Origin of the sequence: Streptomyces sp. NPDC051136 (assembly GCF_044455745.1) — a bacterium.
Lineage (GTDB): Bacteria > Actinomycetota > Actinomycetes > Streptomycetales > Streptomycetaceae > Streptomyces.
This window is the reverse complement of record NZ_JBITFE010000005.1, coordinates 78,784-104,369: the sequence shown is the minus strand read 5'-3', so window position 1 is coordinate 104,369 and position 25,586 is coordinate 78,784. Positions and strand designations below refer to the sequence as shown.

The following is a 25,586-nucleotide window of genomic DNA, read 5'->3' as shown; positions in this document are numbered from 1 at the left end:
GCGGGCGACAGGTACAGTCCACCCCTGTGACCCCACGGCTTGCCGACATCGCCGCCCAGGCGGGAGTGAGCGAAGCGACGGTCAGCCGCGTCCTCAACGGGAAGCCGGGCGTCGCCGCCACCACCCGCCAGTCCGTGCTCGCCGCCCTCGACGTGCTGGGCTACGAGCGTCCGGTGCGGCTGCGGCAGCGCAGCGAGGGCCTGGTCGGCCTGATCACCCCGGAGCTGGAGAACCCGATATTCCCGGCGCTCGCCCAGGTCATCGGCCAGGCGCTGACCCGCCAGGGCTACACGCCGGTCCTCGCCACCCAGACGCCGGGCGGCTCCACGGAGGACGAGCTGACCGAGATGCTGGTCGACCGCGGGGTCGCCGGCATCATCTACGTCTCGGGGCTGCACGCCGACACCACCGCCGACATGCAGCGCTACGAGCGGCTGCGCGCGCAGGGCGTGCCGTTCGTCCTCGTCGACGGTTTCTCCTCGCAGGTGCAGGCGCCGTTCATCTCCCCCGACGACCGGGCCGCGATGAGCCTCGCGGTCACCCACCTCGTCTCGCTCGGCCACACCCGGATCGGACTGGCCCTCGGGCCGAAGCGGTTCGTGCCGGTGCAGCGCAAGATCGAGGGGTTCGTGCGCACCGTGCAGGAGCAGTTGGGCCTGAGCGCCGAGACGGTGGAGAAGGAGCTGGTCCAGCACTCGCTCTACACCCTGGAGGGCGGCCAGGCCGCGGCCACCGCGCTCATCGGCCGGGACTGCACCGCGGTGGTCTGCGCCAGCGACATGATGGCGCTGGGCGCGATACGCGCGGCCCGGCAGCTGGGCCTGGACGTGCCCAAGGACGTCTCGGTCGTCGGGTTCGACGACTCGCCGCTGATCGCCTTCACCGACCCGCCGCTGACCACGGTCCGCAAACCGGTCCCGGCGATGGGACAGGCGGCGGTGCGGACCCTGCTGGAGGAGACCGGCGGGACCCCGGCACCGCACAGCGAGTTCGTGTTCATGCCGGAGCTGGTGGTACGCGGCTCGACGGCGTCGGCACCGGGCGAGCGCGTGCGCCCCTGACGTTCGTCGGGGTGCCGGGCCGGGGGCGGATGCGGGTCGGACCGGCCTGGGGGATGATCGGTGGAAGAAGGCTTTTCTGGCAGACTTCGTGCCTATGGGTGACGCGATCGTGAGGACTCGGGAACGCCAGGAGGACGGCGTCCCGCACCCCGTCCCCGGGACGACGGGGAGGGGCTTGCTGCGCCGTCCGCGCGCCCCGCGCCGTCCCCGTCTCTGGTTCGAGATCCTGCTGATCGCACTGAGTTACTGGACGTACTCCCTCGTCCGCAACGCGGTACCGGAACAGCGGACGGCGGCGCTGCGCAACGCCGACTGGATCTGGCACGCCGAGCAGCAACTCGGCATCGCCGTCGAGGAGTCCGTCAATCACGCCGTGAACTCGGTGACTTGGCTGGTCGTCGGCATGAACTACTACTACGCCACGCTGCACTTCGTGGTGACCCTGGGTGTCCTGGTGTGGCTCTACCGCAGCCATCCCGGCCGTTACGCGGCGACCCGGCTGGTCCTCTTCGCGACCACGGGTGTCGCCCTGGTCGGCTACTACCTGTATCCGCTCGCCCCGCCCCGGCTGATGAACGGCGGCCACTTCGTCGACACGGTGATGGTGCACCAGACATGGGGGTCGATGGCGTCCGGCGACCTGAAGAACATGTCCAACCAGTACGCCGCGATGCCGTCGATGCACATCGGGTGGTCGGTGTGGTGCGGGCTGACCGTGTTCGCGCTGGCGTCCGTGCCGTGGGTGCGGGTGCTGGGGCTGCTGTATCCGGCGCTGACGCTCGTGGTGATCGTGGCTACCGCGAACCACTTCTGGCTGGACGCGGTGGGGGGCGTGGCGTGTCTGGCGTTCGGGTACGGCGTAGCTCTCGTCTGGTACGGGAAGCTGCCGTACGCGTTGCCCCGGGTGGTGCCGGGCGCCGCACGGCGGCGGAGGGTGCTGCCGGGGCGGGCTTAGCCGCGGGTACTCATGTCCCCCGGTGCAGCCCTCACGCGTAGAACAGTTCCTCCACCACCGTCCGCGCCCGGCGGGCCGTGCGGCGGTACTCGTCCAGCATGTCGCCCGCGTGGCCCGAGCCGTGGCCCAGGTAGCGGCCGACGGCGGCCAGCTCGCGCGGGTCGGTCGGGAAGGTGTCGCCGGCCCGCCCGCGGACCAGCATCACCGCGTTGCGCACCCGCGTCGCCAGCACCCATGCCTCGTCGAGGATCTCGGCGTGTTCCGGCGACACGAACCCGGCGTCGCGTGCGGCGGCCAGCGCCGGGCGCGTCCGGGTGGTCCGCAGCCCGGCGACCTCGTGCCCGTGCCGCAGCTGGAGCAGCTGCACGGTCCACTCCACGTCGGACAGGCCGCCCGGCCCGAGTTTGGCGTGCAGCTTGGGGTCCGCCCCGCGCGGCAGCCGCTCGGACTCCATCCGGGCCTTGAGCCGCCGGATCTCCCGTACGGCGTCCTCCTCCAGGCCGCCCGCCGGGTACCGCAGCGGGTCGATCAGCTCGACGAAGCGCCGTCCCAGGTCCTCGTCCCCGGCGACGAACTCGGCCCGCAGCAGGGCGTGCGACTCCCACCCCAGTGACCAGCGCCGGTAGTAGGCCTCGTACGACTTCAGGGTGCGCACCAGCGGCCCGGACCTGCCCTCGGGCCGCAGGTCGGCGTCGATCAGCAGGGGCGGGTCGGCGCTCGGCACCTGGAGCAGGCGGCGCATCTCGGCGACGACCTTGTTGGCCGCGTCCCCCGCCTCCCGCTCGCCCACCCCGTCGCGGGGCTCGTGCACGAACAGCACGTCCGCGTCGGAGCCGTAGCCCAGCTCGTGCCCGCCGAAGCGGCCCATGCCGATGATCGCGAACCGGGTCGGCAGCACGTCGCCCCACGTGGCGCGCACGACGGCCCGCAGCGTCCCCGCCAGGGTCGCCGCCGTCAGGTCGGACACCGCGCCGCCGACCAGGTCCACCAGGGCGCCCTGGTCGGCCTCGACGGGCTGGGCCTCGGTGCCGTAGGAGCCGACGATGTCCACTGCTGCCGTGCGGAACAGCTCCCTGCGCCGTACGCCGCGCACCGCGGTGACGGCCTGGGCGGCGTCGTCGGCGCGGCGGACGGCGGCGAGCGCCTCCTGCTCCAGCTGGGCCCGGCCGCGTGGCCGCAGTCCCCCGGCGGCGCCGTCGCCGAGCAGTGCGACCGCCTCCGGGGCGCGCATCAGCAGGTCGGGGGCGAGCCGCCCGGCGGACAGGACGCGGGCGAGGTTCTCGGCGGCGGCGCCCTCGTCCCGCAGCAGCCTGAGGTACCAGGGCGTGTTGCCGAGCGCGTCGGAGACCTTGCGGAAGTTGAGCAGCCCGGTGTCCGGGTCGGCGGAGTCGGCGAACCAGCCCAGCAGCACGGGCAGCAGGGTCCGCTGGATGGCCGCCTTGCGGGTGACGCCGGACGCGAGCGCCTCCAGGTGCCGGAGCGCGGCGGCCGGGTCGGCGTACCCGAGGGCGACCATGCGTTCGCGGGCCGCCTCGGGGCTCAGCCGGGCCTCGCCGGGGGCCAGCTGGGCGACGGCGTCGAGCAGCGGCCGGTAGAACAGCTTCTCGTGCAGCCGGCGCACGACGGAGGCGTGCCGCTTCCACGCGCGCAGCAGCCCGGCCACCGGGTCGGTGCGCAGGCCGAGCGAGCGGCCGAGGCGGCGCAGGTCGGCCTCGTCCTCGGGCACCAGGTGGGTGCGGCGCAGCCGGTGCAGCTGGATGCGGTGCTCCATGGAGCGCAGGAAGCGGTACGCCTCGTCGAGCTGGGCGGCGTCGGTGCGGCCGACGTAGCCGCCCGCGGCGAGGGCCTCCAGCGCGGCCAGCGTCGTGCCGCTGTGCAGCGAGGTGTCGGCCCGCCCGTGCACCAGCTGGAGCAGCTGCACGGCGAACTCGACGTCCCGCAGGCCGCCGGGCCCGAGCTTGAGCTGCCGGTCGACCTCGGCGACGGGGATGTTCTCGACCACCCGGCGGCGCATCTTCTGCACGTCGGGCACGAAGTTCTCGCGGTCGGCGGCCTGCCACACCAGGGGCTGGAGGGCGGCGACGTACTCGGCGCCGAGGCCGGGGTCGCCGGCCACCGGGCGGGCCTTGAGCAGCGCCTGGAACTCCCAGGTCTTGGCCCAGCGCTGGTAGTAGGCGACGTGGCTGCTGAGGGTGCGCACCAGCGGGCCGTTGCGGCCCTCGGGGCGGAGGTTGGCGTCGACGGGCCAGATGGAGCCCTCGACGGTGGTCTCGGAGCAGATCCGCATCATGTGCGAGGCGAGCGAGGTCGCGGCCCGCAGCGCCTTGCTCTCGTCGGCTTCGCCGACGCCCTCGGCGGGCTCCCCCACGAAGATCACGTCGACGTCGGAGACGTAGTTCAGCTCGTGGCCGCCGCACTTGCCCATCGCGATCACCGCGAGCCGGCAGCGCGCGGCGTCCTCGGGCGCGGCCGCCTCGGCGAGGGCCAGGGCGGCCCGCAGGGTGGCGGTGGCGAGGTCGGCCAGCTCGGCGGCCGTCTCGGCGACGTCGATGGTGCCGCAGACGTCGCGGGCGGCGATGGACAGCAGACAGCGCCGGTAGGCGACGCGCAGGGACACCGGGTCGGTGGCCTCGGCGAGCCCCCGTTCGAACTCCTCGACCCCGCGGTGCAGGTCCCGCGGCTCGTACGTCACCAGGGCCTGCCAGTCCCCGGCGTGCCGGGCGAGGTGGTCGCCGAGCGCCTCGGAGGCGCCGAGCACCCCGAGGAGACGGTCGCGCAGCGGCTTGGCCGCTATCAGGGTGTCCAGCAGTTCCTGGCGTGCGGTGGGGTCGGGCTGCGCCTCCAGGAGCCGCACCAGTCCGTGCAGCGCGAGGTCCGGGTCGGCGGTGGCGCCCAGCGCCTCGAGCAGCACGGGGTCGGCGCGCAGCTCGGCCAGCTCGGCGCCCTCCAGCAGCCGTTCGGCGGCCGAGGGATCGGTGAAGCCGTGCCGCAGCAGCCGCGTGAAGGTACTGCTCCTGCGCCCCGGCGCCGTCATCTCGGCCTCCTGTCGGACTGTGCGGGCGGTGGACCCCGCGGGATCAAGGTCGTACGGGCTGAGCGTAACCGGGGATCGGCGCGCGGGCGCCGGGGCGTACCGCTTCCGGATCCCGCTGGACCGGCCCGGGCCCGTGCGCCATCTTGGACACGAACGGTTCGACGAAGCAGACAGAAGCGCCGCACAGTCCGGAAAATGCCGAAGGAGTCACGTCATGGACTTCACGCTCGAAGTCATTCCGCTGCCCGTGTCCGACATCGACCGTGCCCGTGACTTCTACCGGGACAAGGTCGGCTTCCACGTCGACATCGACCAGGAGGTCATGCCGGGCATGCGGATCGTCCAGCTGACGCCGCCGGGCTCCGGCTGTTCGGTGGCCCTCGGTGACGCCATCTGGGACATGGCGCAGGGGCAGACCCGGCCGGAACCGGGCTCCTACCAGGGTCTCCAGCTCTGCGTCGCCGACATCAAGGCGGCCCACGCGGAGCTGACCGCGCGGGGCCTCGACGTCTCGGAGCCGGTGCAGTACGCCCCGGACGACGGCGCCACCTTCATGTACTTCAAGGACCCGGACGGCAACGGCTGGGCGATCCAGGAGTACCGGCGCCGGGTGGCGGAGCCGCTGCACAAGGTGCTGGCGGACCTCAAGAGCGAGGGCTGACCGGCCGCGCCGCCCGGCCGGTCGCTCAGCCGCTCTCCCGCCAGCGGTTGGTGACCGGCAGGCGGCGGTCCTTGCCGAAGCCCTTGGACGAGATCTTGGTTCCCGGCGGGTACTGCCGCCGCTTGTACTCCGCGGTGTCCACCATGCGCAGCGTCCGCGTCACCAGCTCGCGGTCGTACCCGGCGGCCACGATCTCGTCCGCGCTCCGGTCCCGGTCGACGTAGAGGTCGAGGATCGCGTCGAGCACCGGGTAGTCGGGCAGCGAGTCCGTGTCGACCTGGCCGGGGCGCAGCTCCGCGCTCGGCGGCTTGGTGATCGAGTTCTCCGGGATCGGCGGCGTCCGGCCGCGGTCCCGGGCCGCGCGGTTGCGCCACTCGGCGAGGCGGAAGACCGAGGTCTTGTACACGTCCTTGATGGGTCCGTACGCGCCCACCGAGTCGCCGTACAGCGTCGAGTAGCCGACCGCCAGCTCCGACTTGTTGCCCGGCGCCAGGACCAGGTGGCCCTCCTGGTTGGAGAGCGCCATCAGCAGCGTCCCGCGCAACCGGGACTGGAGGTTCTCCTCCGCCAGGCCGGTCAGCTCCAGTGCGCCCGTGTACGCGTCGAACATCGGCTCGATGGACACGGTGCGGTGGTGGAGGCCGGTGCGCCGGGCCAGCTCGGCCGCGTCGTCCCTGGAGTGCCCGGACGAGTACGCGGACGGCATCGAGACGCCGTACACGTGCGGCGCGCCGAGCGCGTCGCAGGCGATCGACGCGACCAGCGCGGAGTCGATCCCGCCGGACAGCCCGATCAGCACCGAGCGGAAGCCGTTCTTCGTGACGTACGCGCGCAGGCCGGTGACGAGCGCCGAGTAGACCTCCTCGTCGTCGTCCAGCGGCTCGGCGCGCCCGCCGGACAGCCACTGCGCGCCGGCGGGGAGCGGCGCCTGCCGCCCGGCTTCCCCGGCGAGGAGCACCCGGTCGATGCGCAGCCCGTCGTCCACGACGCCCGTGGGCGGCTCCGGCTCGGCGGCCGGCAGGTCGAGGTCCAGGACCAGGCAGCCCTCGGTGAACTGCGGCGCCCGCGCCAGCACCTCGCCGTCCCGGTCGACGACGATCGAGTCGCCGTCGAAGACCAGCTCGTCCTGCCCGCCGGTCATGGCGAGGTAGGCGGTGGTGCAGCCGGCCTCCTGGGCGCGCTTGGTCACCAGCTCCAGCCGGGTGTCGTCCTTGTCGCGCTCGTACGGGGAGGCGTTGACGGAGAGCAGCAGCCCGGCGCGCGCCGAGCGGGCGGCCGGCACCCGGCCGCCGTCCTGCCACAGGTCCTCGCAGATGGCCAGCGCCACGTCCACACCGCGCACCCGCACCACGGGCAGGGTGTCGCCGGGCACGAAGTAGCGGAACTCGTCGAAGACGCCGTAGTTCGGCAGGTGGTGCTTGGCGAAGGCCAGCGCCACCTCACCGCCGTGCAGCACGGCCGCCGCGTTCTGCGGGGCGCCGGCGGGCTGGCCGTACTTCGGCCGGGCCGCCGCCGAGCGGTCGAGGTAGCCGACGACCACGGGCACCTCACCGAGCCCCTCCGCCACCAGCCGGGCCGCGAGGGAGCGCAGGGCGGCGCGGGAGGCCTCGACGAAGGAGGACCTGAGCGCCAGGTCCTCCACCGGGTACCCGGTCAGCGTCATCTCCGGGAACGCCACCAGGTGCGCTCCCTGCCCGGCCGCGTGCCGGGTCCAGCGCAGGACCGACTCGGCGTTGCCGTCGAGGTCGCCGACGGTGGAGTCGATCTGGTTCAGGGCAAGTCGTAGGCGGGGCACGCGCCCACCTTAATCGTCAGAACGACGCAATGGGGTGACGCACGGATTTCCGCCGGATGTCCGGGACCTCACGGACCGCTGGGACCTGACGTGATCCCGCGGATCGCGGCTCACGTCCGGGGCTTCGCGCCGCGCTCGGCCAGCAGGTCCGCCATCAGCCGGATCTCCGACTCCTGCGACTCCACCATCCCCTGGGCCAGCCGCTTCTCCACGCCGACCGCGCACTTCTCGACGCAGCCCTTCGCCATGTGGACGCCGCCCTTGTGGTGCTCGGTCATCAGCTGGAGGTAGAAGACCTCGGCCTGCTTCCCGTCCAGCGTCCCGAGCTTCTCCATCTCGGCGTCGGTGGCCATGCCCGGCATCAGCGAGCCCTCACCGGCGGAGGGGGCGTCGCCCATGCCCATCCAGGTCATGGGCGGGTCGGACGACACCTTGGGCAGCGCCCACAGGTCGAGCCAGCCGATCAGCATGCCGCGCTGGTTGGCCTGGGTCTGCGCGATGTCGTAGGCCAGCCGCCGCACCTCCTCGTCGTCGGTGCGGTCCCGCACGATGTACGACATCTCCACGGCCTGCTGGTGGTGGACCGACATGTCCCGCGCGAACCCGGCGTCGGCGGAGTCGGCGGCCGGGACCCGGCTGCCCCCGTCGTCACCGGCGACCGCGAAGGTGATCCCGCCGGCCGCCACGAGCGCCGCGGCCGCGCTCCCCGCGATCCAGCCGGCCCGTTTCCGGGTCACTGGGACAGGCCCTGGGTGCACGCGGCCCCGGGCTCGGGGGTCTGCTCGCCCTGGACGTACTTCTCGAAGAACTTGTCCACGTTCGGGTCGTCGGCGCCGGTCACGGTGCGCTGGTGGCCCCAGGCGGACAGCACGATCGGGTCCTTCTGCTTGTCGTCGGGGCTCATCAGCGAGTACGGCGTCTTCTTGACCTTGTCGGCCAGCTTCTCGACGTCGGCCTTCGGGGCCTTGTCGGTGTACGTCACCCAGACGGCGCCGTGCTCCAGCGAGTGCACGGCGTTCTCGTTGTTCAGCGGCTTCGTGTACACGTCGCCGTTGCAGTTCATCCAGACCTGGTTGTGGTCGCCGCCGACGGGGGGCTCCACCGGGTAGCTCACCTTCTTGGTGACGTGGTTGCGGCCGAGGTCGCCCTTCCAGGTCCGCACCCCGTCCGCGCCGGTGACGAACGTGCCGGAGGTCTTGCCGTCGGAGGCCGTGTCGCCGGAGGAGTCGTCGGACTGGGACCGGACGAGGAAGACACCGCCGACGACGAGACCGGCGACCACCACGGTGCTGACCGTGATCGCGAGGATCCGGTTGCGGCGGTCGCGGGCCTCCTCGGCACGCCGCATCTCGGCTATGCGGGCCTGGCGCGCCGTGTTGCTGTTCTTCTTGGCGGAACCCATGGGGTGTTGCCCTTCTGGGAAGAATTCTCGGGACACAGGAGCGATGAGGTCCGCTGATCGTAATCGCGCGGGGCCGGTCATTCGTAGGGAGATCACAGGATCCGTGCCGGCCGGATCCCCGGAATGGCCCGATCGAACAGATGGCCTCTACGCTGCGGTCACGGGGCGGACCCGGCTGCCGAGGTCCGCAACGCGTACGTAACGGCGCTGTGGTGTGATGCTCAGGTGCCCGACCGCCTCCCGCCCTACCGGAGCCAGGCGGCCTGACCAGCAAGGATGGGGAAGCGGAAGATGGACAAGCAGCAGGAGTTCGTGATCCGGACGCTGGAGGAGCGCGACATCCGGTTCGTACGCCTGTGGTTCACGGACGTGCTGGGCTTCCTCAAGTCCGTCGCCGTGGCCCCGGCCGAGCTGGAGCAGGCCTTCGACGAGGGCATCGGCTTCGACGGCTCCGCCATCGAGGGCTTCGCCCGGGTCTACGAGTCCGACATGATCGCCAAGCCGGACCCGTCGACCTTCCAGGTCCTGCCGTGGCGCGCGGAGGCCCCCGGCACGGCCCGCATGTTCTGCGACATCCTCATGCCGGACGGTTCGCCGTCCTTCGCGGACCCGCGCTACGTCCTCAAGCGGGCCCTGGCCCGCACCTCCGACCTGGGCTTCACGTTCTACACCCACCCGGAGATCGAGTTCTTCCTGCTCAAGGACAAGCCGGTCGACGGCTCGGTGCCGACCCCGGCCGACAACTCGGGCTACTTCGACCACACCCCGCAGAACATCGGCATGGACTTCCGCCGCCAGGCGATCACCATGCTGGAGTCGATGGGCATCTCGGTGGAGTTCTCCCACCACGAGGGCGCCCCCGGCCAGCAGGAGATCGACCTGCGCTACGCCGACGCGCTCTCCACGGCCGACAACGTCATGACGTTCCGCCTGGTCATGAAGCAGGTCGCGCTGGAGCAGGGCCTCCAGGCGACCTTCATGCCGAAGCCGTTCTCGGAGTACCCGGGCTCGGGCATGCACACCCACCTCTCCCTCTTCGAGGGCGACCGCAACGCGTTCTACGAGTCCGGCGCGGAGTACCAGCTCTCCAAGGTCGGCCGCTCCTTCATCGCGGGCCTGCTCCGCCACGCCGCCGAGATCTCCGCGGTCACCAACCAGTGGGTGAACTCCTACAAGCGCATCTGGGGCGGCACCGAGCGCACCGCCGGCGCCGGGGGCGAGGCCCCGTCCTACATCTGCTGGGGTCACAACAACCGCTCGGCCCTGGTCCGCGTCCCCATGTACAAGCCCGGCAAGACCGGCTCGGCCCGCGTCGAGGTCCGCTCCATCGACTCCGGCGCCAACCCGTACCTCACCTACGCCGTCCTGCTCGCCGCCGGCCTCAAGGGCATCGAGGAGGGCTACGAGCTCCCGCCGGGCGCCGAGGACGACGTCTGGGCCCTCTCCGACGCGGAGCGCCGCGCCCTGGGCATCGAGCCCCTCCCCCAGAACCTGGGCGAGGCCCTCGCCCTGATGGAACGCAGCGACCTGGTCGCCGAGACGCTCGGCGAGCACGTCTTCGACTTCTTCCTCCGCAACAAGCGGCAGGAGTGGGAGGAGTACCGCTCCCAGGTGACGGCGTTCGAGCTGAAGAAGTCGCTGCCGGTGCTGTAAGTGCAGCTCAAGCCGGACGTCATACTCACCTGGAACTGGGATCTAAGCGAGATCGAACCCCTCACATAACGAAGAACTGCCCCTCCCGGCAGCAGCCGGGAGGAGCATTTCTTTATCTCTCACTCGAGGTGGACCCCTCTACCTCAGAGATGTACTCACTCGCACATGACCTTGGCGGCGTCACGAATCGTCATGTCCAACGTGAATTCGTCCCCAACAAGGGTGCTAACGGCGGCTTCTGTCCCGTTGAGCTCATAGGCCATTGCCGACAGGAAGGGTTCGTCCAGGTTGCCGTGGTCGAGAACGTTGAACTTCAGGGTCTCGTTGAGCGGAGCGCTGGAGTCGACGATTTGCTCCTTCTTCAAGAAGTCCCAGATCGCATTCATAGCCTTCTGCATCTGCTCGTCCTCGGCCATTTTGGGGTTCCACCTTTCACGCTGTGCGGTTGAGTCGTACCCGCGTGTAACGACGTTCTCGTCTTGCGCGTTACGGTAGGGATTCGCTTCAGCCAGTCGGAGGCAAAGGCTTCCCATGGACGCCCGGCCACCGAGCGACCAGGAGCGGGGACCAAGGGCCGCGACGAGCGCGGCCGGCGTGACGGTCGGCCTCGGTCCAAGGAGGACCAGGGCCAAGGGTGTAGAAGCGCCCGTAGCCCTTCCTGACGTGCTGAGCGCGAGATTGGGGCGCTAGTCCATGCCGGAGCATTCCTGACCGAGAACCCTCGACGACTGCAATTGCTCCGCATGAAGCTGCTAGCGGCGTCTGCGCTCGGATGCTTCTCGGCGGCCCGGACAGCCCGGAGACCACCCGGCGCGGCAAGGAAGAGGAAATCGGTCAAGGGGTTACCTACACATCACGCGAAGCCATGAAGTCCTATCGCGGCTTGTACGGCATGGAAGGTGCATCCGGGCCCCGTGCGCGTGACCGGGTTGCCCGCTGCCCTCCGGGAGGGCGTTGCGGTCTATGACGCCGCCTTCCAGCTCGACGGCGGCCTGGCATACGCGCGGGAGGACACCCCCGAACCACTCAAGGACACCTTCGCCGCGCTGCTGGAGAGCCTCGGCGAGGTCGCCGGGGACGGCATTCAACCCGGCCTGTTCACCTGCTCGTCGACCGACTCACCGTGGTCTGATCCGAACCGCTGGGCCCCGATGCGTCACACCCCTCGGATCGCAACGCGACCCTGGATCGGTCCCGGAAAACCCGGGAATCTCCACGGTGTTCACCTCGCGGGCGCACGGGCAGGGCGTGGGGCAGCCCTTTGCGCCGGGCTGTCGGACCAGTGGCGTCGAACCGCCGCCCGGGCCGGGGGATGACGTGAAGATGCGGTCGCTTTCCCCGACCGCATCCACACACCGGTGAACCCGGCGGCTCCGGGCGACCGCGGTCAACGGCTCGGCGATGGTGGGCCGTTCGCCCCCGTGCTTTGATCGGTGCGCGGCGCGCCGGTGGCCCGCTCCGGACTTCCCACTCCAGACGCCGGGCGTGTGTGCCGCACCGCTCCCCCGCCCCACGAAAGGAACAGACCTGCCATGAACACGGTCCCCCAGGTCGACACGGCCGAGATCTCCGACGCGGCCCTGGACCAGGTGTCCGGCGGCCTCGCCCTCAGCACGGTCCTCATAGGCGGCGACGGCGCGCTCGGCGCCGGCCTGCACGCGGAGGCCGGCGCGCTCTCCCTCACCACCGGCCTCGGCGTCTCGACGCCCTTCGGCGGCGCGGCGGCCGAGGGTCAGGCGCACACGATGAAGGCCTGAGCCGGGTCAGGGCCTCAGCGCCACCGCCGCCCCCACGAACCCCGCCCACGCCGTCCTGGTGACGACGAGGCGGGCGCCGTGGGGGCGCTTCGAGTCGCGGATGTGGATGGTGGCGGGGGTTATCGCCACCTCTACGCAGTCGCTCGGATTACTGGTGTCGCTGTAGCTGCTCTTGAACCAGGCCAGGTCGGTGAGGTGTCCGGATGTGTCCTTACGGCTCATGTCTCCCCCAGCAGTTGTTGGATGAAGGCCACCGACTCTCTGGCGGGCAGCGCCTCGGCCCGGATACTGCCATAACGCAGTTCGAGGATGCGTAGTTGCCGGGGGTCCGTGACAGGCCGACCGCCGAACTCGTCGTCGGCCCGGCCGACCGCCGTGCCGTCGTCGAACTTGAGCACCTGCATCCGCCCGCCTCCCGGGTGATCACCACGAGACGTCGGCATCACCTGGATCTGCACGTGCCGCAGTCGCCCCACTTCCAGCACGTGTTCGAGCTGTCGCCGGAGCACCTCCGCACCTCCGACGGGACGCCTGAGGGTCGCCTCTTCCTGGACGAAGCTGAGTTGCGGGGCCGGTACCCGTTCGAGCATCGCCTTGCGGCCCATCCGTGCGGCGACGGCACTCTCCAGCTCTTCCTCGGTGAGGGCCGGCCGTCGCCTGCCGAGGAGTTCGCGCGCGTACTCCTCGGTCTGAAGGAGCCCGTGCAGGCTGTAGCTGCCGTACGAAAGCGACTCGACGGCACGCGCCTCCAGCTTCGCCAGGTCCCGTACCTGCTTGGGATACCGGACCCTCTTCACGTCCTCCCAGGCCGCCGCGAGGAGGCCGCCCGCGTCGAGGACCTGGTCCGCCCGCTCCAGGTACTCCCGGCGAGGGATCCGCTTCCCGCCCTCCACCTTGTAGACGAGGTCCTCGCCGTACCCGACCGCCAGCCCGAAGTCACCCGCCCGCATGCCCACCGCCTCGCGGCGCAGCCTCAGCTGCCTGCCCACGGTGGTGAGGACGGCCACGCCCCACTCGTCGTCCGGGTCGACCTCCCAACCCGGCTCGTCCGCCTCGCCGTTCACCGGCATCCGCACCCCTCCCTCGTACGCGTCGTATCGCGACGCGCGACACGATAGAGGCAGAGCTACGGTGCGTGACGGGAAACGGTCAGTCCGTCACTCCGGCGTGGGACGCGGCCCGGTCGGACTCCGGCACGTGCCCCGCGACCACGCGCTTGCGGCCGGGAGCCGGGGCCGCGGCCGCGCGGCGCCGGTCCACCGCCCACGCCGTGCCCGCGACCGCGAGGCCGAGGACCGCGAGGGCCGAGCCCGCCGTGGCCGGGGAGGTGACTCCGAATCCGGCGGCCAGGGCGAGGCCGCCGATCCAGGCGCCGCCGGCGTTGGCGAGGTTGAAGGCTGCCTGGTTGGCGGAGGAGGCGAGGGAGGGGGCCGCGGCGGCCTTCTCCATGACCATCAGCTGGAGCGGCGAGCCGGTGACGAAGGCGGCCATGCCGAGCAGGGCCACCGACACCGCCGCGGTGACCGGCGTGCGCATCAGGAGGGGGAACAGGGCCAGGACGACGACGAGGGAGGCGAGGCCGCCGAAGAGGGTGCCGCGCAGGGAGTGGTCGGCCAGGCGGCCGCCCAGCAGGTTGCCCGCGGTGGCGCCGACGCCGAACAGGGCGAGCAGCAGCGTCACGCTGGTCTCGGCGAATCCGGCGGCGTCGGTGAGCATCGGCGTGATGTAGCTGTACGCGGCGAAGAGCGCGCCGAACCCGGCGACCGTCGTGCCGAGGGCCAGCCAGACGGGCAGGGAGCGCAGGGCGGCCAGTTCACCGCGCAGGCCGGTGGTGGGGGCGGGGGCGCTGTCGCGCGGGATCAGGAGGGCCAGCGCCGCTATCGCCGCCACGCCGATCGCGCTCACGCCGAGGAAGGTGGCCCGCCAGCCGAGCTGCTGGCCCATGGCGGTGGCGGCGGGGACGCCGACGATGTTGGCGACGGTGAGGCCCAGGAACATCAGGGAGACGGAGCGGGCCTTGCGTTCCGGGGCGACCATGCCGGTGGCGACGACCGCGCCGACGCCGAAGAAGGCGCCGTGCGGCAGGCCGCTGACGAAGCGGGCGGCCAGCAGGGAGATCTCGCCGGGCGCGACGGCGGACAGGGCGTTGCCGACCACGAAGAGCGCCATCAGGGCGATCAGGACGGCACGGCGGGACATCCGGGTCGTGGCCGCGGCGAGCAGCGGGGCGCCGATGACGACGCCGAGCGCGTAGGCGGAGACGAGGTGACCGGCGGTGGGGATGGAGATGCCGAGGTCGTCCGCGACGTCGGGCAGCAGCCCCATCATCACGAACTCGGTGGTACCGATGCCGAAGGCGCCCACGGCAAGGGCGAGCAGGGCCAGGGGCATGAAGGGTCTCGCCTTTCGAGAGCGGGGTCCGTACGGGAGGGACGGGCACAGGGGGACGACTGTATGTTCCCGTACGGAACAAAGACTCTCAGGGCGGGTATTCCGCAGACGAATTCTAGGAAGCCGTTGTGTCGACCTTCACACGCGCGGCGATCGGCAGGTGGTCACTGCCGGTCTCCGGAAGCGTCCAGCTGGTCGTCGGTTCGACCCCGGTGACCAGGATCTGGTCGATGCGGGCCATCGGGAAGGACGCCGGCCAGCTGAAGCCGAAGCCGTCGCCCACGGCGCCCTGCGGGGAGCGCAGCTGAGAGGTGATCGCGGTGAGCGAGCGGTCGTTCATCGTGCCGTTGAGGTCGCCCAGCAGGATCTTGCGGGGCAGCTTCTCGTCGGCGATGGCCTCACCGAGGGCGTCGGCGCTCTTGTCCCGCTGCCGGGCGGTGAAACCGGCCTCCAGCTTCACCCGTACGGAGGGAAGGTGGGCGACGAACACGGCGATCGGCCCGGACGGGGTGGCGACGGTGGCGCGCATCGCGCGCTTCCAGCCCAGCTCGATGTCGACCGGCTTCACGTCGCTGACCGGGTACTTGCTCCACAGTCCGACGGTGCCGACCACGGCGTGGTGCGGGTACTTCGCGGCCAGCGCCTTCTCGTACGTCGGTACGGCGGACGCCTTCAGCTCCTCCAGCGCCATCACGTCCGCTCCGGCGGCGGCGACGGCGCGGGCGGTGCCCGCCGGGTCGGCGTTGTCGGCGTTGACGTTGTGCGTGGCCACGGTGAGGTCGCCGCCGGAGCCGGTCTTGGCGAAGAGCAGGCCGCCGAAGAGGTTGAACCACACGCTCACCGGCAGCACCAGGGCGATCAGCGCCGTCGCCGACTTGCGCACCAGGGCGATCACCAGCAGGACCGGGATCAGCAGGCCGAACCACGGCAGGAAGGTCTCGGTGAGGCTGCCGAGGTTGCCGATGGTGTTCGGGATGTGCGAGTGGGCCGCCATGACCGCGGCGAGCAGCAGGGCGACCGCGGCCGTGACCAGGCCCCGGCGCCAGATCCGCCGGTCGCCGCGCCAGCCGCCGACCGCCCGGCCGAGCAGGCGCCGAATCCGGGTTCCCCGGCGCTCGGGATCCGAGCCGCCGCCGTCCGTCTCCGTCATGTACGCCTGCTGCGCCATACCGTCGCCTCACTGCCTGCTGTGCATACCGTCGCCCCCTGTGACTCAGCACCATAGGGGATGATCGGTTCCGATCCCGCCGTCCCTGGACGGCCGTACTGGCACGAGGACGTACGGGCCGCCCCGCGGAGTTCCGCGCCGCCCCGGGGCGGGCGGCTCTGTGACAGAACGGGCACATTTGACCCCATGAGCCCTCACACGACACGGAACGAGGGTCCCCTAGCCGTCGGCCCGCCCCAGGTGCCACCATGGAAGGGATCCGGGGACGCCGTCAGGGCGCCTCGAGATGACATGAAGGAGCCGTTGCCATGACGCAGCTCTCGGCTGCCCAGACGCCGCAGCGCACCCCCTCCGACGGGAGCAGGGCGCTGTACGGGGGCAAGATCAACCGCCGTATCACCGTCCGGGACATCACCGCCGCCAAGGAGCGCGGCGAGAAGTGGCCCATGCTCACCGCGTACGACGCGATGACCGCGTCCGTCTTCGACGAGTCCGGCATCCCCGTGATGCTCGTGGGCGACTCCGCGGGCAACTGCCACCTCGGCTACGAGACCACCGTGCCCGTCACGCTGGACGAGATGACGATGCTCTCGGCCGCCGTCGTACGGGGCACCAGCCGCGCCCTGATCGTGGGCGACCTGCCCTTCGGCTCCTACCAGGAGGGCCCGGTGCAGGCACTGCGCTCGGCGACCCGGCTGGTCAAGGAGGCCGGGGTCGGGGCGGTCAAGCTGGAGGGCGGTGAGCGGTCGCACGAGCAGATCCGGCTGCTGGTCGAGTCCGGCATCCCCGTGATGGCCCACATCGGCCTCACCCCGCAGTCCGTCAACGCCATGGGCTACCGGGTGCAGGGCCGCGGCGAGGAGGCGGCCCAGCAGCTGCTGCGCGACGCCAAGGCGGTGCAGGACGCGGGCGCCTTCGCGGTCGTCCTGGAGCTGGTGCCGGCCGAGCTGGCCGCCGAGGTGACCCGGACGCTGCACATCCCGACGGTCGGGATCGGCGCGGGTCCGGACACGGACGCCCAGGTGCTGGTGTGGACCGACATGCTCGGGCTGACCGGCGGCCGGATGCCGAAGTTCGTCAAGCAGTACGCCGACCTGCGCAAGGTCATGGGCGACGCGGCCAAGGCGTACGCCGAGGACGTCGTCGGCGGCACGTTCCCCGAGGACGCGCACTCCGTGCACTAGCGTCCGCCGGACAGCCATCGCGGTACGACCCGGCCCCGCCGATCTTCCCCCGTCGGCGGGGCCGGTGGCTTTCCCGCCCGGGAGGCCCGGTCCGGTGGCGCCCCCGGCAGGGGCTGTCGGCGGGATGTCGGCGGTCCCGGAGGGCTGTCGGCGGGATGTCGGTGCTTTGTCGGTGGCCCCTGCCATCGTCTGGGCCATGAAGCGAATCGACGACACTCCCCGGGCCGCGGACAGCGCGGTCACCGTGCGGGGGCTGGTCAAGCACTACGGCGAGACCAAGGCGCTGGACGGCGTCGACCTGGACGTGCGCGAGGGCACCGTGATGGGCGTGCTCGGTCCGAACGGCGCGGGCAAGACCACCCTCGTACGCATCCTGTCCACCCTCATCACCCCCGACTCCGGCCGGGCGCACGTCGCCGGGTACGACGTCGTGCGGCAGCCGCGGCAGCTGCGCCGGGTCATCGGACTGACCGGGCAGTACGCCTCCGTGGACGAGAAGCTCCCGGGCTGGGAGAACCTCTACATGATCGGCCGGCTGCTCGACCTGTCCCGCCGGGACGCGCGCGCCCGCGCCGACGAGCTGCTGGAGCGGTTCTCGCTCACCGAGGCCGGCAAGCGGCCCGCCTCCACCTACTCCGGTGGCATGCGGCGCCGCCTCGACCTGGCCGCCTCCATGATCGGGCACCCGGCGGTGCTGTACCTGGACGAGCCCACCACCGGTCTGGACCCGCGCACCCGCAACGAGGTGTGGGAGGAGGTCAAGCGCATGGTCGGCGACGGCGTCACCGTGCTGCTCACCACCCAGTACATGGAGGAGGCCGAGCAGCTCGCCTCCGAGCTGACCGTCGTGGACCGCGGCAAGGTCATCGCGAACGGCGGCATCGAGGAGCTGAAGGCCAAGGTCGGCGGCCGCACGCTGCGGGTCCGCCCGGCCGACCCGCTCCAGCTGCGCCCGCTCGCCGCCTACCTGGACGAGCTGGGCATCACCGGGCTCGCCGACACCACGGTGGACACCGAGCGCGGGTCCGTCCTGGTACCGATCCTCAGCGACGAGCAGCTGACGGCCGTGGTCGGCGCGGTCACCGCGCGCGGCATCACCGTCTCCGCCGTCACCACCGAACTGCCCAGTCTGGACGAGGTCTTCCTGTCCCTCACCGGCCACCGCGCCAGTGCCCCGCAGGATCCCGCGCCCGCCACCGACGACGCCCGCGAGGAGGTCGCCGTATGAGCGCCGCCACCACCACCGCACCCGCTCCCGCCCTCACCCCCGACGCGCGGATCACGCTGCGCGCGCACGTCCGGCACACCGGCGCCCTGGTCCGGCGCAACCTGCTGTGGATCCGGCAGGACCCGGAGTCGATGTTCGACGCGCTGCTGATGCCGATCGTCTTCACCCTGCTGTTCGTCTACGTCTTCGGCGGGTCGATCGGCCAGGCCCTGGGCGGCGGGCAGGACGACTACGTGCAGTACGTGATCCCGGGCATGATCGCGATGATGAGCATGACGCTGTCCCAGGGCGTCGGCACCGGCTTCAGCCAGGACTTCAACTCCGGTGTCATGGACCGCTTCCGGTCGCTGCCGATCGGGCGCGGCTCGGTCCTCTTCGCGAAGATCGCGGTCGAGATGGGGCGGATGCTGTTCGCCACCACGGTCCTGATGGTCGTCGCCGTCCTGGTCGGCTTCGACATCGACCACTGGGCCGGGCTGTTCGCGACCGTGGGCCTGTCCGCGGTGTTCGCCTCGTCGATCATGTGGGTGTTCCTCACCCTGGGCGTGGTCCTGAAGAACGCGCAGTCCGTGCAGGCGATGGGCTTCATGGTGCTGTTCCCGCTGCAGTTCGGCTCGTCGATCTTCACGCCGACGCAGTCGATGCCGGGCTGGCTTCAGTCCTTCACCGACTACAACCCGCTGTCCACGCTCGCCGACGCGGCGCGCGGGCTGATGGTGGGCGGCCCGGTCGCGCACGACCTGTGGATCACGCTGGGCTGGTCGGTGGCGATCACGGCGGTGATGGCGCCGGTCGCCATCCACAAGTTCCGTACCAAGTCCTGAGCACCCGCGCGCGCGGGTCGCGTCAGACGAGGGCGACGGCCTCCTCCACGGAGAGCCGGCCGCCCTCGGCGTACGCGCTCTCGTAGGCCGCGGTGCCGAGCGCCTCGCGGACCCGGTCGGCGGCCCGCTCGCGTGCGTCCCGCTCCATGCCCGACGACACGTGGCCGGCCGGCAGCATGGCGTCGGCGGCGCCGAGGCACCGCGCGCCGTCCGCGGCCCTCCGGCCGCCGTCCAGACGGGCCATCCCCATCGCGGCGATGGTCAGGTAGGCGGAGCGCATGTGCGGGGCGATGGCCGTGGAGAGCGGGTCCTCGGCGCGTTCCAGGGCTTCACGGATCTTGGTCAGGCACTCCTCGTGCCGGTCCTCCAGGGTGGCGAGCCAGGCCTCCGCGGCGAGGATGAAGGCGTCGAAGACCACGAAGTGGGCGATGGAGAAATCCTCGCGCAGCCGCCGCAACTGCTCGCGGGCCTCGGCGGTCCGCCCGGTCATGCCGAGCCGCCCGGCGAGGTACAGCCGGGCCGCGGGCATCGCGCCGTGGTGACCCGAGCCGCGGGTGCGTTCGATGACGTCGCGCAGGATGCGCTCGCCCTCGTCGGCCTCGCCCGCCTCCACGAGCACGCTGCCGAGGCGGGCGTCGAGGATGTCCACCTGGGCGTGGGCGCCGAGCCGCCGGGCGTGCTGGGCGGCGGACCGGTAGTCGGCGGCGGCGAGAACGTAGTCGCCGACGCGCTCCCGGGCCTCGGCGCGACCGGAGAGGGCCTCGGCCATCCCCCACGCGTCGCCGAGGCGGCGGTAGATCTCCAGCGACTCGTCGGCGTCGCGGAGTGCGTCACCCGCCCAGTCGCTGCGGTTGGCGAGCATGTTGGCCCGCATCTGAAGCGCGCCGGCCAACTCCCACTCGTATCCCGGGGTCTCCCGGCAGGTGCGCACGGTGGCGTTGATGATCTCGTGCAGCCGTTCCATGTCACCGGTGAGCATCACGGCGAAGAACCAGAGCAGGCCGGGGCTGGAACAGGTCTGCGGCATGCCCGGCTCGTACGTCTGCGCGATGACCCGCAGCTTGCGCTGGGCCGCCGGGTTCTGCCACGCGTCCAGCTCCGTGTCCATGCAGGCCAGGTGGGCCAGGTGCACGCCGCGCCGGGCCTCGGCGAGGACCTCGCCGGTCATCGGGGGCGGGGCGGACGTGCACCGCTCCCACACCGGCTCGGCGGGGCGGGCAGGCTCGGCGAACGGGTCCGGACCGAGCGCCATCACCTCGACGAACCAGTTCCGGGCCTCCACCCGCAGGTCGCGCATCTGGCAGTACCAGACCAGCGACAGCGCCAGGCACAGCGCCTCCTGCTCGTCGCGTTCGGCGACGGCGTGCCGCAGGGCGGTGCGCAGGTTCTCGTACTCGCGCTCCAGCCGCTCGATGGCGGCGAGTTGCTCCGGCCCGCGCAGCAAGGGATCGGTGGTGCGGGCGAGTTCGCGGTAGTACGTCAGGTGGGCTCGGGCGGCGGCTGCCCGGCCGCCGGTCTCGTCGAGGCGCTCGCCGGCGTATTCGGCGACGGTCTCCAGGAGCCGGTAGCGCATGCCCTCGCCGTTGCTCCGGTCGGTCACGGGTGTGGCCACGACGAGGGACTTGTCGACGAGGGAGCCGAGGGCGTCCAGCGCGGCGGGCCCGCACACGGCCTCGGCGGCGGTGAGGTCGCAGCCGCCCGCGAACACCGACAGCCGTCCCAGTACCTCGCGCTCGTCCGGGTCGAGCAGGTCCCAGGACCAGTCGACGACCGCGCGCAGTGTCTGCTGGCGGGGCAGCACGGTGCGGCTGCCGGAGGTGAGCAGGCGGAAGCGGTCGTCGAGCCGGTCGGCGATCTGGCGCGGGGTGAGCATGCGCAGCCGGGCCGCGGCCAGTTCGATGGCCAGCGGCAGGCCGTCGAGGCGGCGGCAGATCTCGGCGCAGGCGGCGGCGGTCGCCTCGTCGGCGTCGACGCGGAAGCCGGGGCGGGCGGCGGCGCCCCGGTCCGCGAGCAGCCGCAGTGCGGCGGGCTCGGGCAGCGGCTCCACGGGGCGCAGCGACTCCCCGGGGATGCCGAGGGGTTCGCGGCTGGTGGCGAGGACGGTCAGGTGGGGGCAGCGGGCGAGGAGTTCCTCGGTGAGGCGGGCGGCGGCGTCGACGACGTGCTCGCAGTTGTCGAGGACGATCAGCATGCGGCGCCTGCCGCAGTGCTCGACGAGGCGCTCGACGGCGGTGTCCTGCCCCTCGACGGCGGTGACGGCCCGCATCTCCTCGGCGCCGGCGCGGTAGAGCACGGTCTCGCGGGCGCCGACGGCGGTCAGCACGGCCTCCGGTACGGCGGCGGGGTCGTCGACGGGCGCCAGCTCGGCCAGCCACACCCCGTCGGGCGCCGTGTCCCCGGCCCGCTCGGCGGCCTCCTGCGACAGCCGCGTCTTTCCGGCGCCGCCGGGCCCCAGGAGCGTGACCAGCCGCGCGGTCGCCAGGTCGGCGCGCAGCGCGTCCACGTCGTGGTCCCGGCCGACGAAGGAGGTGAGCCGGGCCCGGAGATTGCCCCGGGGGCGAGGCGCCTCCGCCCCGGTCCCGGCGACGGACCGCGGAGGCGCCGCGGGCCCCGCGCCGGGGGCGGGTGTGGCTCCGGGGACGGTGCCGGAGGGGGCTGCGGATCCGGTGGCGGGGCCCGGGGCGGGGGCGTGTTCGGACCCCGTGCCGCGGGGAGGCACCGGACCGGATGCCGACGGGACGGCGGGCGGGACGGCGGGCGCCGCACCCGCACCGGACCCGGGCGCCTCACCGGGGCCGTAGGCGGATCCGTCCACCGGGCCCCCGCCGGACACCGGAGCCGCCCCGGCGCCCGGCCGCGCGCCGGACGCCGGGGACGGACCGGCGCCGGCGTCGTACCCGGAGCCGGACCCGTACCCGGAGCCGGACCGGGGTGCCGCCGCCGTGCCGGGGCCCGGAGCCGGAGCGGGGATCGGGGGCGAGGCCGGACGGAGCAGTTCCGTGTGCAGGGCCCGCAGGTCGGGCCCCGGGTCGGTGCCGAGCCGGTCGGCGAGGAGGCGGCGCACGCCGTCGTAGGCGGCCAGCGCCTCGGCGGTGCGGCCGGTGTCGCGCAGGGCGCGCAGCCGCAGCGCCTGGAGGGGCTCGTCCAGAGGGTGGGCGTCGCACAGGGCGGTCAGCTCGGGCAGGGAGTGCTCGGCCTGCCTCAGGTCGAGAGCGGCGGTGTGGCGGGCGCGCAGGGCGTCCAGGCGCCGGGTCGTCCAGCGGGCCGCCTCGGCGGTGCGGTCGGGCAGGTCGGGGAGGACGGGGTCGCGCCACAGGGCGAGGGCGTCGTCGAGCACGACGGCGGCCTTGGCCGGGTCGCCGTCGGCGAGGGCGCGGGTGCCCTCACCCGCGAGCCGGTCGAAGCGGTGCAGGTCGACGTCGTCGGGGGCGACGGCGAGCCGGTAACCGCCGTCGGCGGAAGCGACCGAGTCCGCGCCCAGCGTCCGGCGCAGCCGCCCCACCAGTGCTTGCAGGGCACCCGGCGCGTCGGCGGGCCGGTCCCCGTCCCAGACCTCCTCCACCAGCAGTCCCACGGGGACCGCGCGGCCGGTCCTGAGGGCGAGCACGGTCAGCAGGGCACGCAGCCGCGCCCCGCCGAGCGGGACGGCCGTGCCGTCGGGACGGAGTGCCTGGGTGGTGCCGAGGATGCGATAGCGCACCGGACCATTGTCCCCGTTGCCGTCGGAGCCGGTCACGGGGTTTTGGCCGTACGGCGTGGCCGGTCTCCGCGGCCCTCTCCGCCCGTACGGCGCGGAACCCTCCGCCCCGCCCGGGACGTTCCCCCCGTACGCCCGGTACGGTCGGGCAGTCCCGCAGCCCGCAGGTGCCAGCCACACGTGTCCGACAGCCAGGGAGTGCCATGTCCACCGCCACCGCCCGTCCCAGCGACCGGCGGATCAGTCCCGTCTTCCTCGGGATCGTCGCCGTCGCCGCGGTCACGGGCTGGGCCGCCTGGACCGGGTTCGCCGAGCAGCCGGGTCTCGCCGTGTTCCTGTTCGTGACGGCCGCGTGGGTCGTGTCGCTGTGCCTGCACGAGTACGCGCACGCCCGCACCGCGCTGCACAGCGGCGACATCTCGGTCGGCTCGAAGGGCTACCTCACGCTGAACCCGCTGAAGTACACCCACGCGCTGCTGAGCGTCGTGCTCCCCGTCCTGTTCGTGATCATGGGCGGGATCGGTCTGCCCGGCGGTGCCGTCTTCATCGAGCGCGGGCGGATCCGGGGACGCTGGCGGCACAGTCTGATCTCGGCGGCGGGTCCCCTGACGAACGTGCTGTTCGCCGTGGTGTGCACGGCGCCGTTCTGGCTGGACGCGCTGGACGGCGTGCCGCGCGACTTCCGGCTCGCGCTGGCCTTCCTCGCGCTGCTCCAGGTCACGGCCGCGATCCTGAACTTCCTGCCGGTGCCGGGCCTGGACGGCTACGGCGTGATCGAGCCCTGGCTGTCGTACAACGTGCGGCGGCAGGTGGAGCCGCTCGCGCCGGTCGGGCTGCTGATCGTGTTCGCGCTGCTGTGGATCCCGGCGCTCAACGGCGTCTTCTTCGACGCGGTCGACGCGCTCCTGCGGGGCCTCGGGATCGACGAGGCCGACACGTACTGCGGTTTCGAGCTGTACCGCTTCTGGCAGACCGACCCGCTGTGCACACCGGGCGGGTGAGCCCCGCTCAGCCGAGGGGGGAGGTGGGCGTCGCGGTGCGCCGGGCGTCCCGGCCGCGCTTGAGGTAGTACCAGCACATGTTGGACGACAGGCCCGAAAGCAGCACCCACACGACGCCGATCACGACACTGCCCTGCACGAAGGAGACGACGGCGGCGGCCACGGCGAGCACGCAGACGACCAGGGCGTAGAGGGCGAGGCGGGGCATGGGAACGGCTCCTGTCGGGGGGACACTGGTACCGACCAGTGTCCCCCATCGCCTCATACGTCCGTGACCCGGAGCCCGGCGTGTGCCTTGTAGCGGCGGTTGACGGAGATCAGGTTGGCCACCAGCGACTCGACCTGGTGGGCGTTGCGCAGCCGTCCGGCGAAGACGCCGCGCATGCCGGGGATGCGCCCGGCGAGGGCCTGCACGATCTCCACGTCGGCGCGCTCCTCGCCGAGCACCATCACGTCGGTGTCGATCTCGTCGATCTCCGGGTCCTGGAGGAGGACCGCCGAGAGGTGGTGGAAGGCGGCGGCGACCCGGCTGTCCGGCAGCAGGGCGGCGGCCTGCTCGGCGGCGCTGCCCTCCTCGGGCTTGAGCGCGTAGGCGCCCTTCTTGTCGAAGCCGAGCGGGTTGACGCAGTCGACGACGAGCTTGCCGGACAGTTCCTCGCGCAGGGATTCGAGGGTCTTGCCGTGGCCGTCCCACGGCACGGCGACGATCACGACGTCGCTGCGGCGGGCGGTCTCGGCGTTGTCGGCACCTTCGACGCCGTGCCCGATCTCCTCGGCGGCGGCCTCGGCGCGCTCGGCGGCGCGGGAGCCGACGATCACCTTCTGGCCGGCCTTGGCGAGGCGGTACGCGAGGCCCTTGCCCTGGGGCCCGGTGCCGCCGAGCACGCCGACGACCAGCCCGGAGACGTCGGGCAGGTCCCAGGGGTCCTTGGCCGGGGCCTTGGCGGCGGCCTTCTGTGCAGCACTGTCGGTAGAGGTCATGGGGCGACCCTACGTCCGCGGCGCCCGGCCCACGGGTACGGGTCCCGGCCGGCGGGAGGCGGTCGCCGGGGCGGGTGAATCGGGTGCGAACCCCGGACCGCGGGGACGCGGTTGCGGCAGGATGCGGCCGCATGGACGCCGTACGGGTCGCGCTGCTGCGGGAAGTGCTCGCCGGGACCGAGTGGCTGGGGGCCACCCGGAGGTTCGCGGGGGCGCTGCGCGGGTCGGTGGTGCCGCACGGGGGCGGCCTGCTGCTGGTGGGCACCCCCGGGTACGAGCCCTGGCACCTGGCGGCGCACCTGGTGGACGAGGCCGCCTGGTCGGGGACGCCGGAGCTGGCGCCGACGCTGGTCCGGCACGAGGCGCTCCCGTCGGACCCCGCGCATCTCGCGGTCGGTCTGGGGCGGCTGGCGGCGGCCAGGCGCGGCGAGACGCTGCTGGTGGTGACGCCCGACGATCCCGGCGCGGGGCTCCTGGAGCGGGTGCACGACGCCCGCCGGGCCGGTGCGACGGTGCTGGCGCTGGGCACCGGCCGGGACCCGGGCGAGCGGGAGCTGACGGCGATGGCGCACGAGACGCTGACCGTCCCGGACGGCGCCGAGCTGGACCTGGACACGGTGCAGCACCTGGTCAGCGCGTCGGCCGGGGAGAACGCGGTGCCGCCGCCCCGGGGCCGGCGCCGCTTGAGGGACCGCCTGTCGCGCCTGGCCGACCACCTGACGGCGCCGCCGCCGTCGGGGTGGTGACGGCCGCGCGGCCGTCTCGGGGACCACCGCCGGGAAAACCGGTTGCCC

Annotated in this window: 22 protein-coding genes; 10 read left to right on the top strand and 12 right to left on the bottom strand. The window is 72.6% G+C overall.

Features of this window, described 5'->3' with window-relative positions; genetic code table 11:
* Positions 1-26: 26 nt before the first annotated feature.
* Both ACIBCJ_RS15755 and ACIBCJ_RS15750 read left to right on the top strand, forming a co-directional pair.
* Positions 27-1,061, top strand: coding sequence for a LacI family DNA-binding transcriptional regulator (locus tag ACIBCJ_RS15755; protein WP_365980111.1), 1,035 nt, complete (start codon positions 27-29; stop codon positions 1,059-1,061).
* 94 nt (positions 1,062-1,155) lie between these two features.
* On the top strand, positions 1,156-2,016 hold the full coding sequence (locus ACIBCJ_RS15750; protein WP_362103070.1) for a phosphatase PAP2 family protein: 861 nt from the start codon (positions 1,156-1,158) through the stop codon (positions 2,014-2,016).
* A 31-nt stretch (positions 2,017-2,047) separates the two neighbouring features.
* Here ACIBCJ_RS15750 and ACIBCJ_RS15745 read toward each other — a convergent pair whose 3' ends face one another.
* Positions 2,048-5,050 (bottom strand): bifunctional [glutamine synthetase] adenylyltransferase/[glutamine synthetase]-adenylyl-L-tyrosine phosphorylase, encoded by a 3,003-nt coding sequence (locus ACIBCJ_RS15745; protein WP_365980110.1) that lies wholly within the window; start codon positions 5,048-5,050, stop codon positions 2,048-2,050.
* 214 nt (positions 5,051-5,264) lie between these two features.
* On the opposite strand from ACIBCJ_RS15745, the gene ACIBCJ_RS15740 reads away from it, so the two are divergent.
* A complete protein-coding gene (locus ACIBCJ_RS15740) occupies positions 5,265-5,711 on the top strand; it encodes a VOC family protein (protein ID WP_133888298.1) in 447 nt (148 codons plus the stop codon).
* Between the two features lie 25 nt (positions 5,712-5,736).
* Here ACIBCJ_RS15740 and ACIBCJ_RS15735 read toward each other — a convergent pair whose 3' ends face one another.
* From ACIBCJ_RS15735 to ACIBCJ_RS15725, 3 genes are all read right to left on the bottom strand, one after another.
* Positions 5,737-7,506 (bottom strand): NAD+ synthase, encoded by a 1,770-nt coding sequence (locus tag ACIBCJ_RS15735; RefSeq protein ID WP_365980109.1) that lies wholly within the window; start codon positions 7,504-7,506, stop codon positions 5,737-5,739.
* 110 nt (positions 7,507-7,616) lie between these two features.
* Positions 7,617-8,243: a DUF305 domain-containing protein gene (locus ACIBCJ_RS15730; RefSeq protein ID WP_362103077.1), complete on the bottom strand. Its 627-nt coding sequence runs from the start codon at positions 8,241-8,243 to the stop codon at positions 7,617-7,619.
* On the bottom strand, positions 8,240-8,908 hold the full coding sequence (locus tag ACIBCJ_RS15725; protein ID WP_362103079.1) for a DUF3105 domain-containing protein: 669 nt from the start codon (positions 8,906-8,908) through the stop codon (positions 8,240-8,242). Before ACIBCJ_RS15725 ends, ACIBCJ_RS15730 begins: the two co-directional genes overlap by 4 nt.
* Before the next feature lie 291 nt (positions 8,909-9,199).
* Here ACIBCJ_RS15725 and glnA point away from each other — a divergent pair, with 291 nt between their 5' ends.
* Positions 9,200-10,561, top strand: a complete 1,362-nt coding sequence (glnA, locus tag ACIBCJ_RS15720; RefSeq protein WP_362103081.1) for a type I glutamate--ammonia ligase — start codon at positions 9,200-9,202, stop codon at positions 10,559-10,561.
* A gap of 155 nt (positions 10,562-10,716) precedes the next feature.
* Here glnA and ACIBCJ_RS15715 read toward each other — a convergent pair whose 3' ends face one another.
* The gene (locus ACIBCJ_RS15715; protein ID WP_362103083.1) at positions 10,717-10,977 is read right to left on the bottom strand and encodes a hypothetical protein; all 261 of its coding nucleotides are present in this window, start codon (positions 10,975-10,977) and stop codon (positions 10,717-10,719) included.
* A gap of 1,116 nt (positions 10,978-12,093) precedes the next feature.
* On the opposite strand from ACIBCJ_RS15715, the gene ACIBCJ_RS15710 reads away from it, so the two are divergent.
* The gene (locus tag ACIBCJ_RS15710; protein WP_362103085.1) at positions 12,094-12,318 is read left to right on the top strand and encodes a hypothetical protein; all 225 of its coding nucleotides are present in this window, start codon (positions 12,094-12,096) and stop codon (positions 12,316-12,318) included.
* A 6-nt stretch (positions 12,319-12,324) separates the two neighbouring features.
* Here ACIBCJ_RS15710 and ACIBCJ_RS15705 read toward each other — a convergent pair whose 3' ends face one another.
* The 4 genes from ACIBCJ_RS15705 to ACIBCJ_RS15690 all read right to left on the bottom strand — a co-directional run bounded on the left by ACIBCJ_RS15705 (position 12,325) and on the right by ACIBCJ_RS15690 (position 15,877).
* A complete protein-coding gene (locus ACIBCJ_RS15705; RefSeq protein WP_365980108.1) occupies positions 12,325-12,540 on the bottom strand; it encodes a DUF397 domain-containing protein in 216 nt (71 codons plus the stop codon).
* Positions 12,537-13,388 carry a helix-turn-helix transcriptional regulator gene (locus ACIBCJ_RS15700; RefSeq protein ID WP_365980107.1) on the bottom strand — a complete coding sequence of 284 codons (852 nt, stop codon included), beginning with the start codon at positions 13,386-13,388 and terminating at the stop codon, positions 12,537-12,539. Before ACIBCJ_RS15700 ends, ACIBCJ_RS15705 begins: the two co-directional genes overlap by 4 nt.
* A 79-nt stretch (positions 13,389-13,467) precedes the next feature.
* On the bottom strand, positions 13,468-14,709 hold the full coding sequence (locus ACIBCJ_RS15695) for an MFS transporter (protein ID WP_365980106.1): 1,242 nt from the start codon (positions 14,707-14,709) through the stop codon (positions 13,468-13,470).
* A gap of 115 nt (positions 14,710-14,824) precedes the next feature.
* Positions 14,825-15,877: an endonuclease/exonuclease/phosphatase family protein gene (locus ACIBCJ_RS15690; protein ID WP_362103093.1), complete on the bottom strand. Its 1,053-nt coding sequence runs from the start codon at positions 15,875-15,877 to the stop codon at positions 14,825-14,827.
* A 308-nt stretch (positions 15,878-16,185) separates the two neighbouring features.
* On the opposite strand from ACIBCJ_RS15690, the gene panB reads away from it, so the two are divergent.
* The 3 genes from panB to ACIBCJ_RS15675 all read left to right on the top strand — a co-directional run bounded on the left by panB (position 16,186) and on the right by ACIBCJ_RS15675 (position 19,113).
* On the top strand, positions 16,186-17,061 hold the full coding sequence (gene panB / locus ACIBCJ_RS15685; protein ID WP_362103095.1) for a 3-methyl-2-oxobutanoate hydroxymethyltransferase: 876 nt from the start codon (positions 16,186-16,188) through the stop codon (positions 17,059-17,061).
* A gap of 196 nt (positions 17,062-17,257) precedes the next feature.
* Positions 17,258-18,289 carry an ATP-binding cassette domain-containing protein gene (locus ACIBCJ_RS15680; RefSeq protein ID WP_365980105.1) on the top strand — a complete coding sequence of 344 codons (1,032 nt, stop codon included), beginning with the start codon at positions 17,258-17,260 and terminating at the stop codon, positions 18,287-18,289.
* Positions 18,286-19,113: an ABC transporter permease gene (locus ACIBCJ_RS15675; protein ID WP_365980104.1), complete on the top strand. Its 828-nt coding sequence runs from the start codon at positions 18,286-18,288 to the stop codon at positions 19,111-19,113. Before ACIBCJ_RS15680 ends, ACIBCJ_RS15675 begins: the two co-directional genes overlap by 4 nt.
* Positions 19,114-19,135: 22 nt before the next feature.
* On the opposite strand, the gene ACIBCJ_RS15670 is transcribed toward ACIBCJ_RS15675, so the two are convergent.
* Positions 19,136-22,813: a BTAD domain-containing putative transcriptional regulator gene (locus ACIBCJ_RS15670; RefSeq protein ID WP_365980103.1), complete on the bottom strand. Its 3,678-nt coding sequence runs from the start codon at positions 22,811-22,813 to the stop codon at positions 19,136-19,138.
* Between the two features lie 200 nt (positions 22,814-23,013).
* On the opposite strand from ACIBCJ_RS15670, the gene ACIBCJ_RS15665 reads away from it, so the two are divergent.
* Positions 23,014-23,811, top strand: a complete 798-nt coding sequence (locus ACIBCJ_RS15665) for a site-2 protease family protein (protein ID WP_362103103.1) — start codon at positions 23,014-23,016, stop codon at positions 23,809-23,811.
* Between the two features lie 7 nt (positions 23,812-23,818).
* Here ACIBCJ_RS15665 and ACIBCJ_RS15660 read toward each other — a convergent pair whose 3' ends face one another.
* The gene (locus ACIBCJ_RS15660; protein ID WP_362103105.1) at positions 23,819-24,019 is read right to left on the bottom strand and encodes a hypothetical protein; all 201 of its coding nucleotides are present in this window, start codon (positions 24,017-24,019) and stop codon (positions 23,819-23,821) included.
* 53 nt (positions 24,020-24,072) lie between these two features.
* A complete protein-coding gene (gene npdG, locus ACIBCJ_RS15655; protein ID WP_362103107.1) occupies positions 24,073-24,792 on the bottom strand; it encodes an NADPH-dependent F420 reductase in 720 nt (239 codons plus the stop codon).
* Positions 24,793-24,923: 131 nt separating this feature from the next.
* On the opposite strand from npdG, the gene ACIBCJ_RS15650 reads away from it, so the two are divergent.
* Complete coding sequence (locus ACIBCJ_RS15650) at positions 24,924-25,538, top strand: vWA domain-containing protein (protein ID WP_362103110.1); 615 nt, start codon at positions 24,924-24,926, stop codon at positions 25,536-25,538.
* Positions 25,539-25,586 lie beyond the last annotated feature (48 nt).

Excerpts from the sequence above, each read along its gene's own strand:
- ACIBCJ_RS15700 (WP_365980107.1), bottom strand. The coding sequence starts at position 13,388 with ATGCCGGTGAACGGCGAGGCGGACGAGCCGGGTTGGGAGGTCGACCCG.
- ACIBCJ_RS15650 (WP_362103110.1), top strand. The coding sequence starts at position 24,924 with ATGGACGCCGTACGGGTCGCGCTGCTGCGGGAAGTGCTCGCCGGGACC.
- ACIBCJ_RS15660 (WP_362103105.1), bottom strand. The coding sequence starts at position 24,019 with ATGCCCCGCCTCGCCCTCTACGCCCTGGTCGTCTGCGTGCTCGCCGTG.
- ACIBCJ_RS15675 (WP_365980104.1), top strand. The coding sequence starts at position 18,286 with ATGAGCGCCGCCACCACCACCGCACCCGCTCCCGCCCTCACCCCCGAC.
- ACIBCJ_RS15705 (WP_365980108.1), bottom strand. The coding sequence starts at position 12,540 with ATGAGCCGTAAGGACACATCCGGACACCTCACCGACCTGGCCTGGTTC.
- ACIBCJ_RS15680 (WP_365980105.1), top strand. The coding sequence starts at position 17,258 with ATGAAGCGAATCGACGACACTCCCCGGGCCGCGGACAGCGCGGTCACC.
- ACIBCJ_RS15710 (WP_362103085.1), top strand. The coding sequence starts at position 12,094 with ATGAACACGGTCCCCCAGGTCGACACGGCCGAGATCTCCGACGCGGCC.
- ACIBCJ_RS15725 (WP_362103079.1), bottom strand. The coding sequence starts at position 8,908 with ATGGGTTCCGCCAAGAAGAACAGCAACACGGCGCGCCAGGCCCGCATA.
- npdG (WP_362103107.1), bottom strand. The coding sequence starts at position 24,792 with ATGACCTCTACCGACAGTGCTGCACAGAAGGCCGCCGCCAAGGCCCCG.
- ACIBCJ_RS15750 (WP_362103070.1), top strand. The coding sequence starts at position 1,156 with ATGGGTGACGCGATCGTGAGGACTCGGGAACGCCAGGAGGACGGCGTC.
- ACIBCJ_RS15665 (WP_362103103.1), top strand. The coding sequence starts at position 23,014 with ATGTCCACCGCCACCGCCCGTCCCAGCGACCGGCGGATCAGTCCCGTC.
- ACIBCJ_RS15740 (WP_133888298.1), top strand. The coding sequence starts at position 5,265 with ATGGACTTCACGCTCGAAGTCATTCCGCTGCCCGTGTCCGACATCGAC.
- ACIBCJ_RS15690 (WP_362103093.1), bottom strand. The coding sequence starts at position 15,877 with ATGGCGCAGCAGGCGTACATGACGGAGACGGACGGCGGCGGCTCGGAT.
- ACIBCJ_RS15745 (WP_365980110.1), bottom strand. The coding sequence starts at position 5,050 with ATGACGGCGCCGGGGCGCAGGAGCAGTACCTTCACGCGGCTGCTGCGG.
- panB (WP_362103095.1), top strand. The coding sequence starts at position 16,186 with ATGACGCAGCTCTCGGCTGCCCAGACGCCGCAGCGCACCCCCTCCGAC.
- ACIBCJ_RS15715 (WP_362103083.1), bottom strand. The coding sequence starts at position 10,977 with ATGGCCGAGGACGAGCAGATGCAGAAGGCTATGAATGCGATCTGGGAC.
- ACIBCJ_RS15695 (WP_365980106.1), bottom strand. The coding sequence starts at position 14,709 with ATGCCCCTGGCCCTGCTCGCCCTTGCCGTGGGCGCCTTCGGCATCGGT.
- glnA (WP_362103081.1), top strand. The coding sequence starts at position 9,200 with ATGGACAAGCAGCAGGAGTTCGTGATCCGGACGCTGGAGGAGCGCGAC.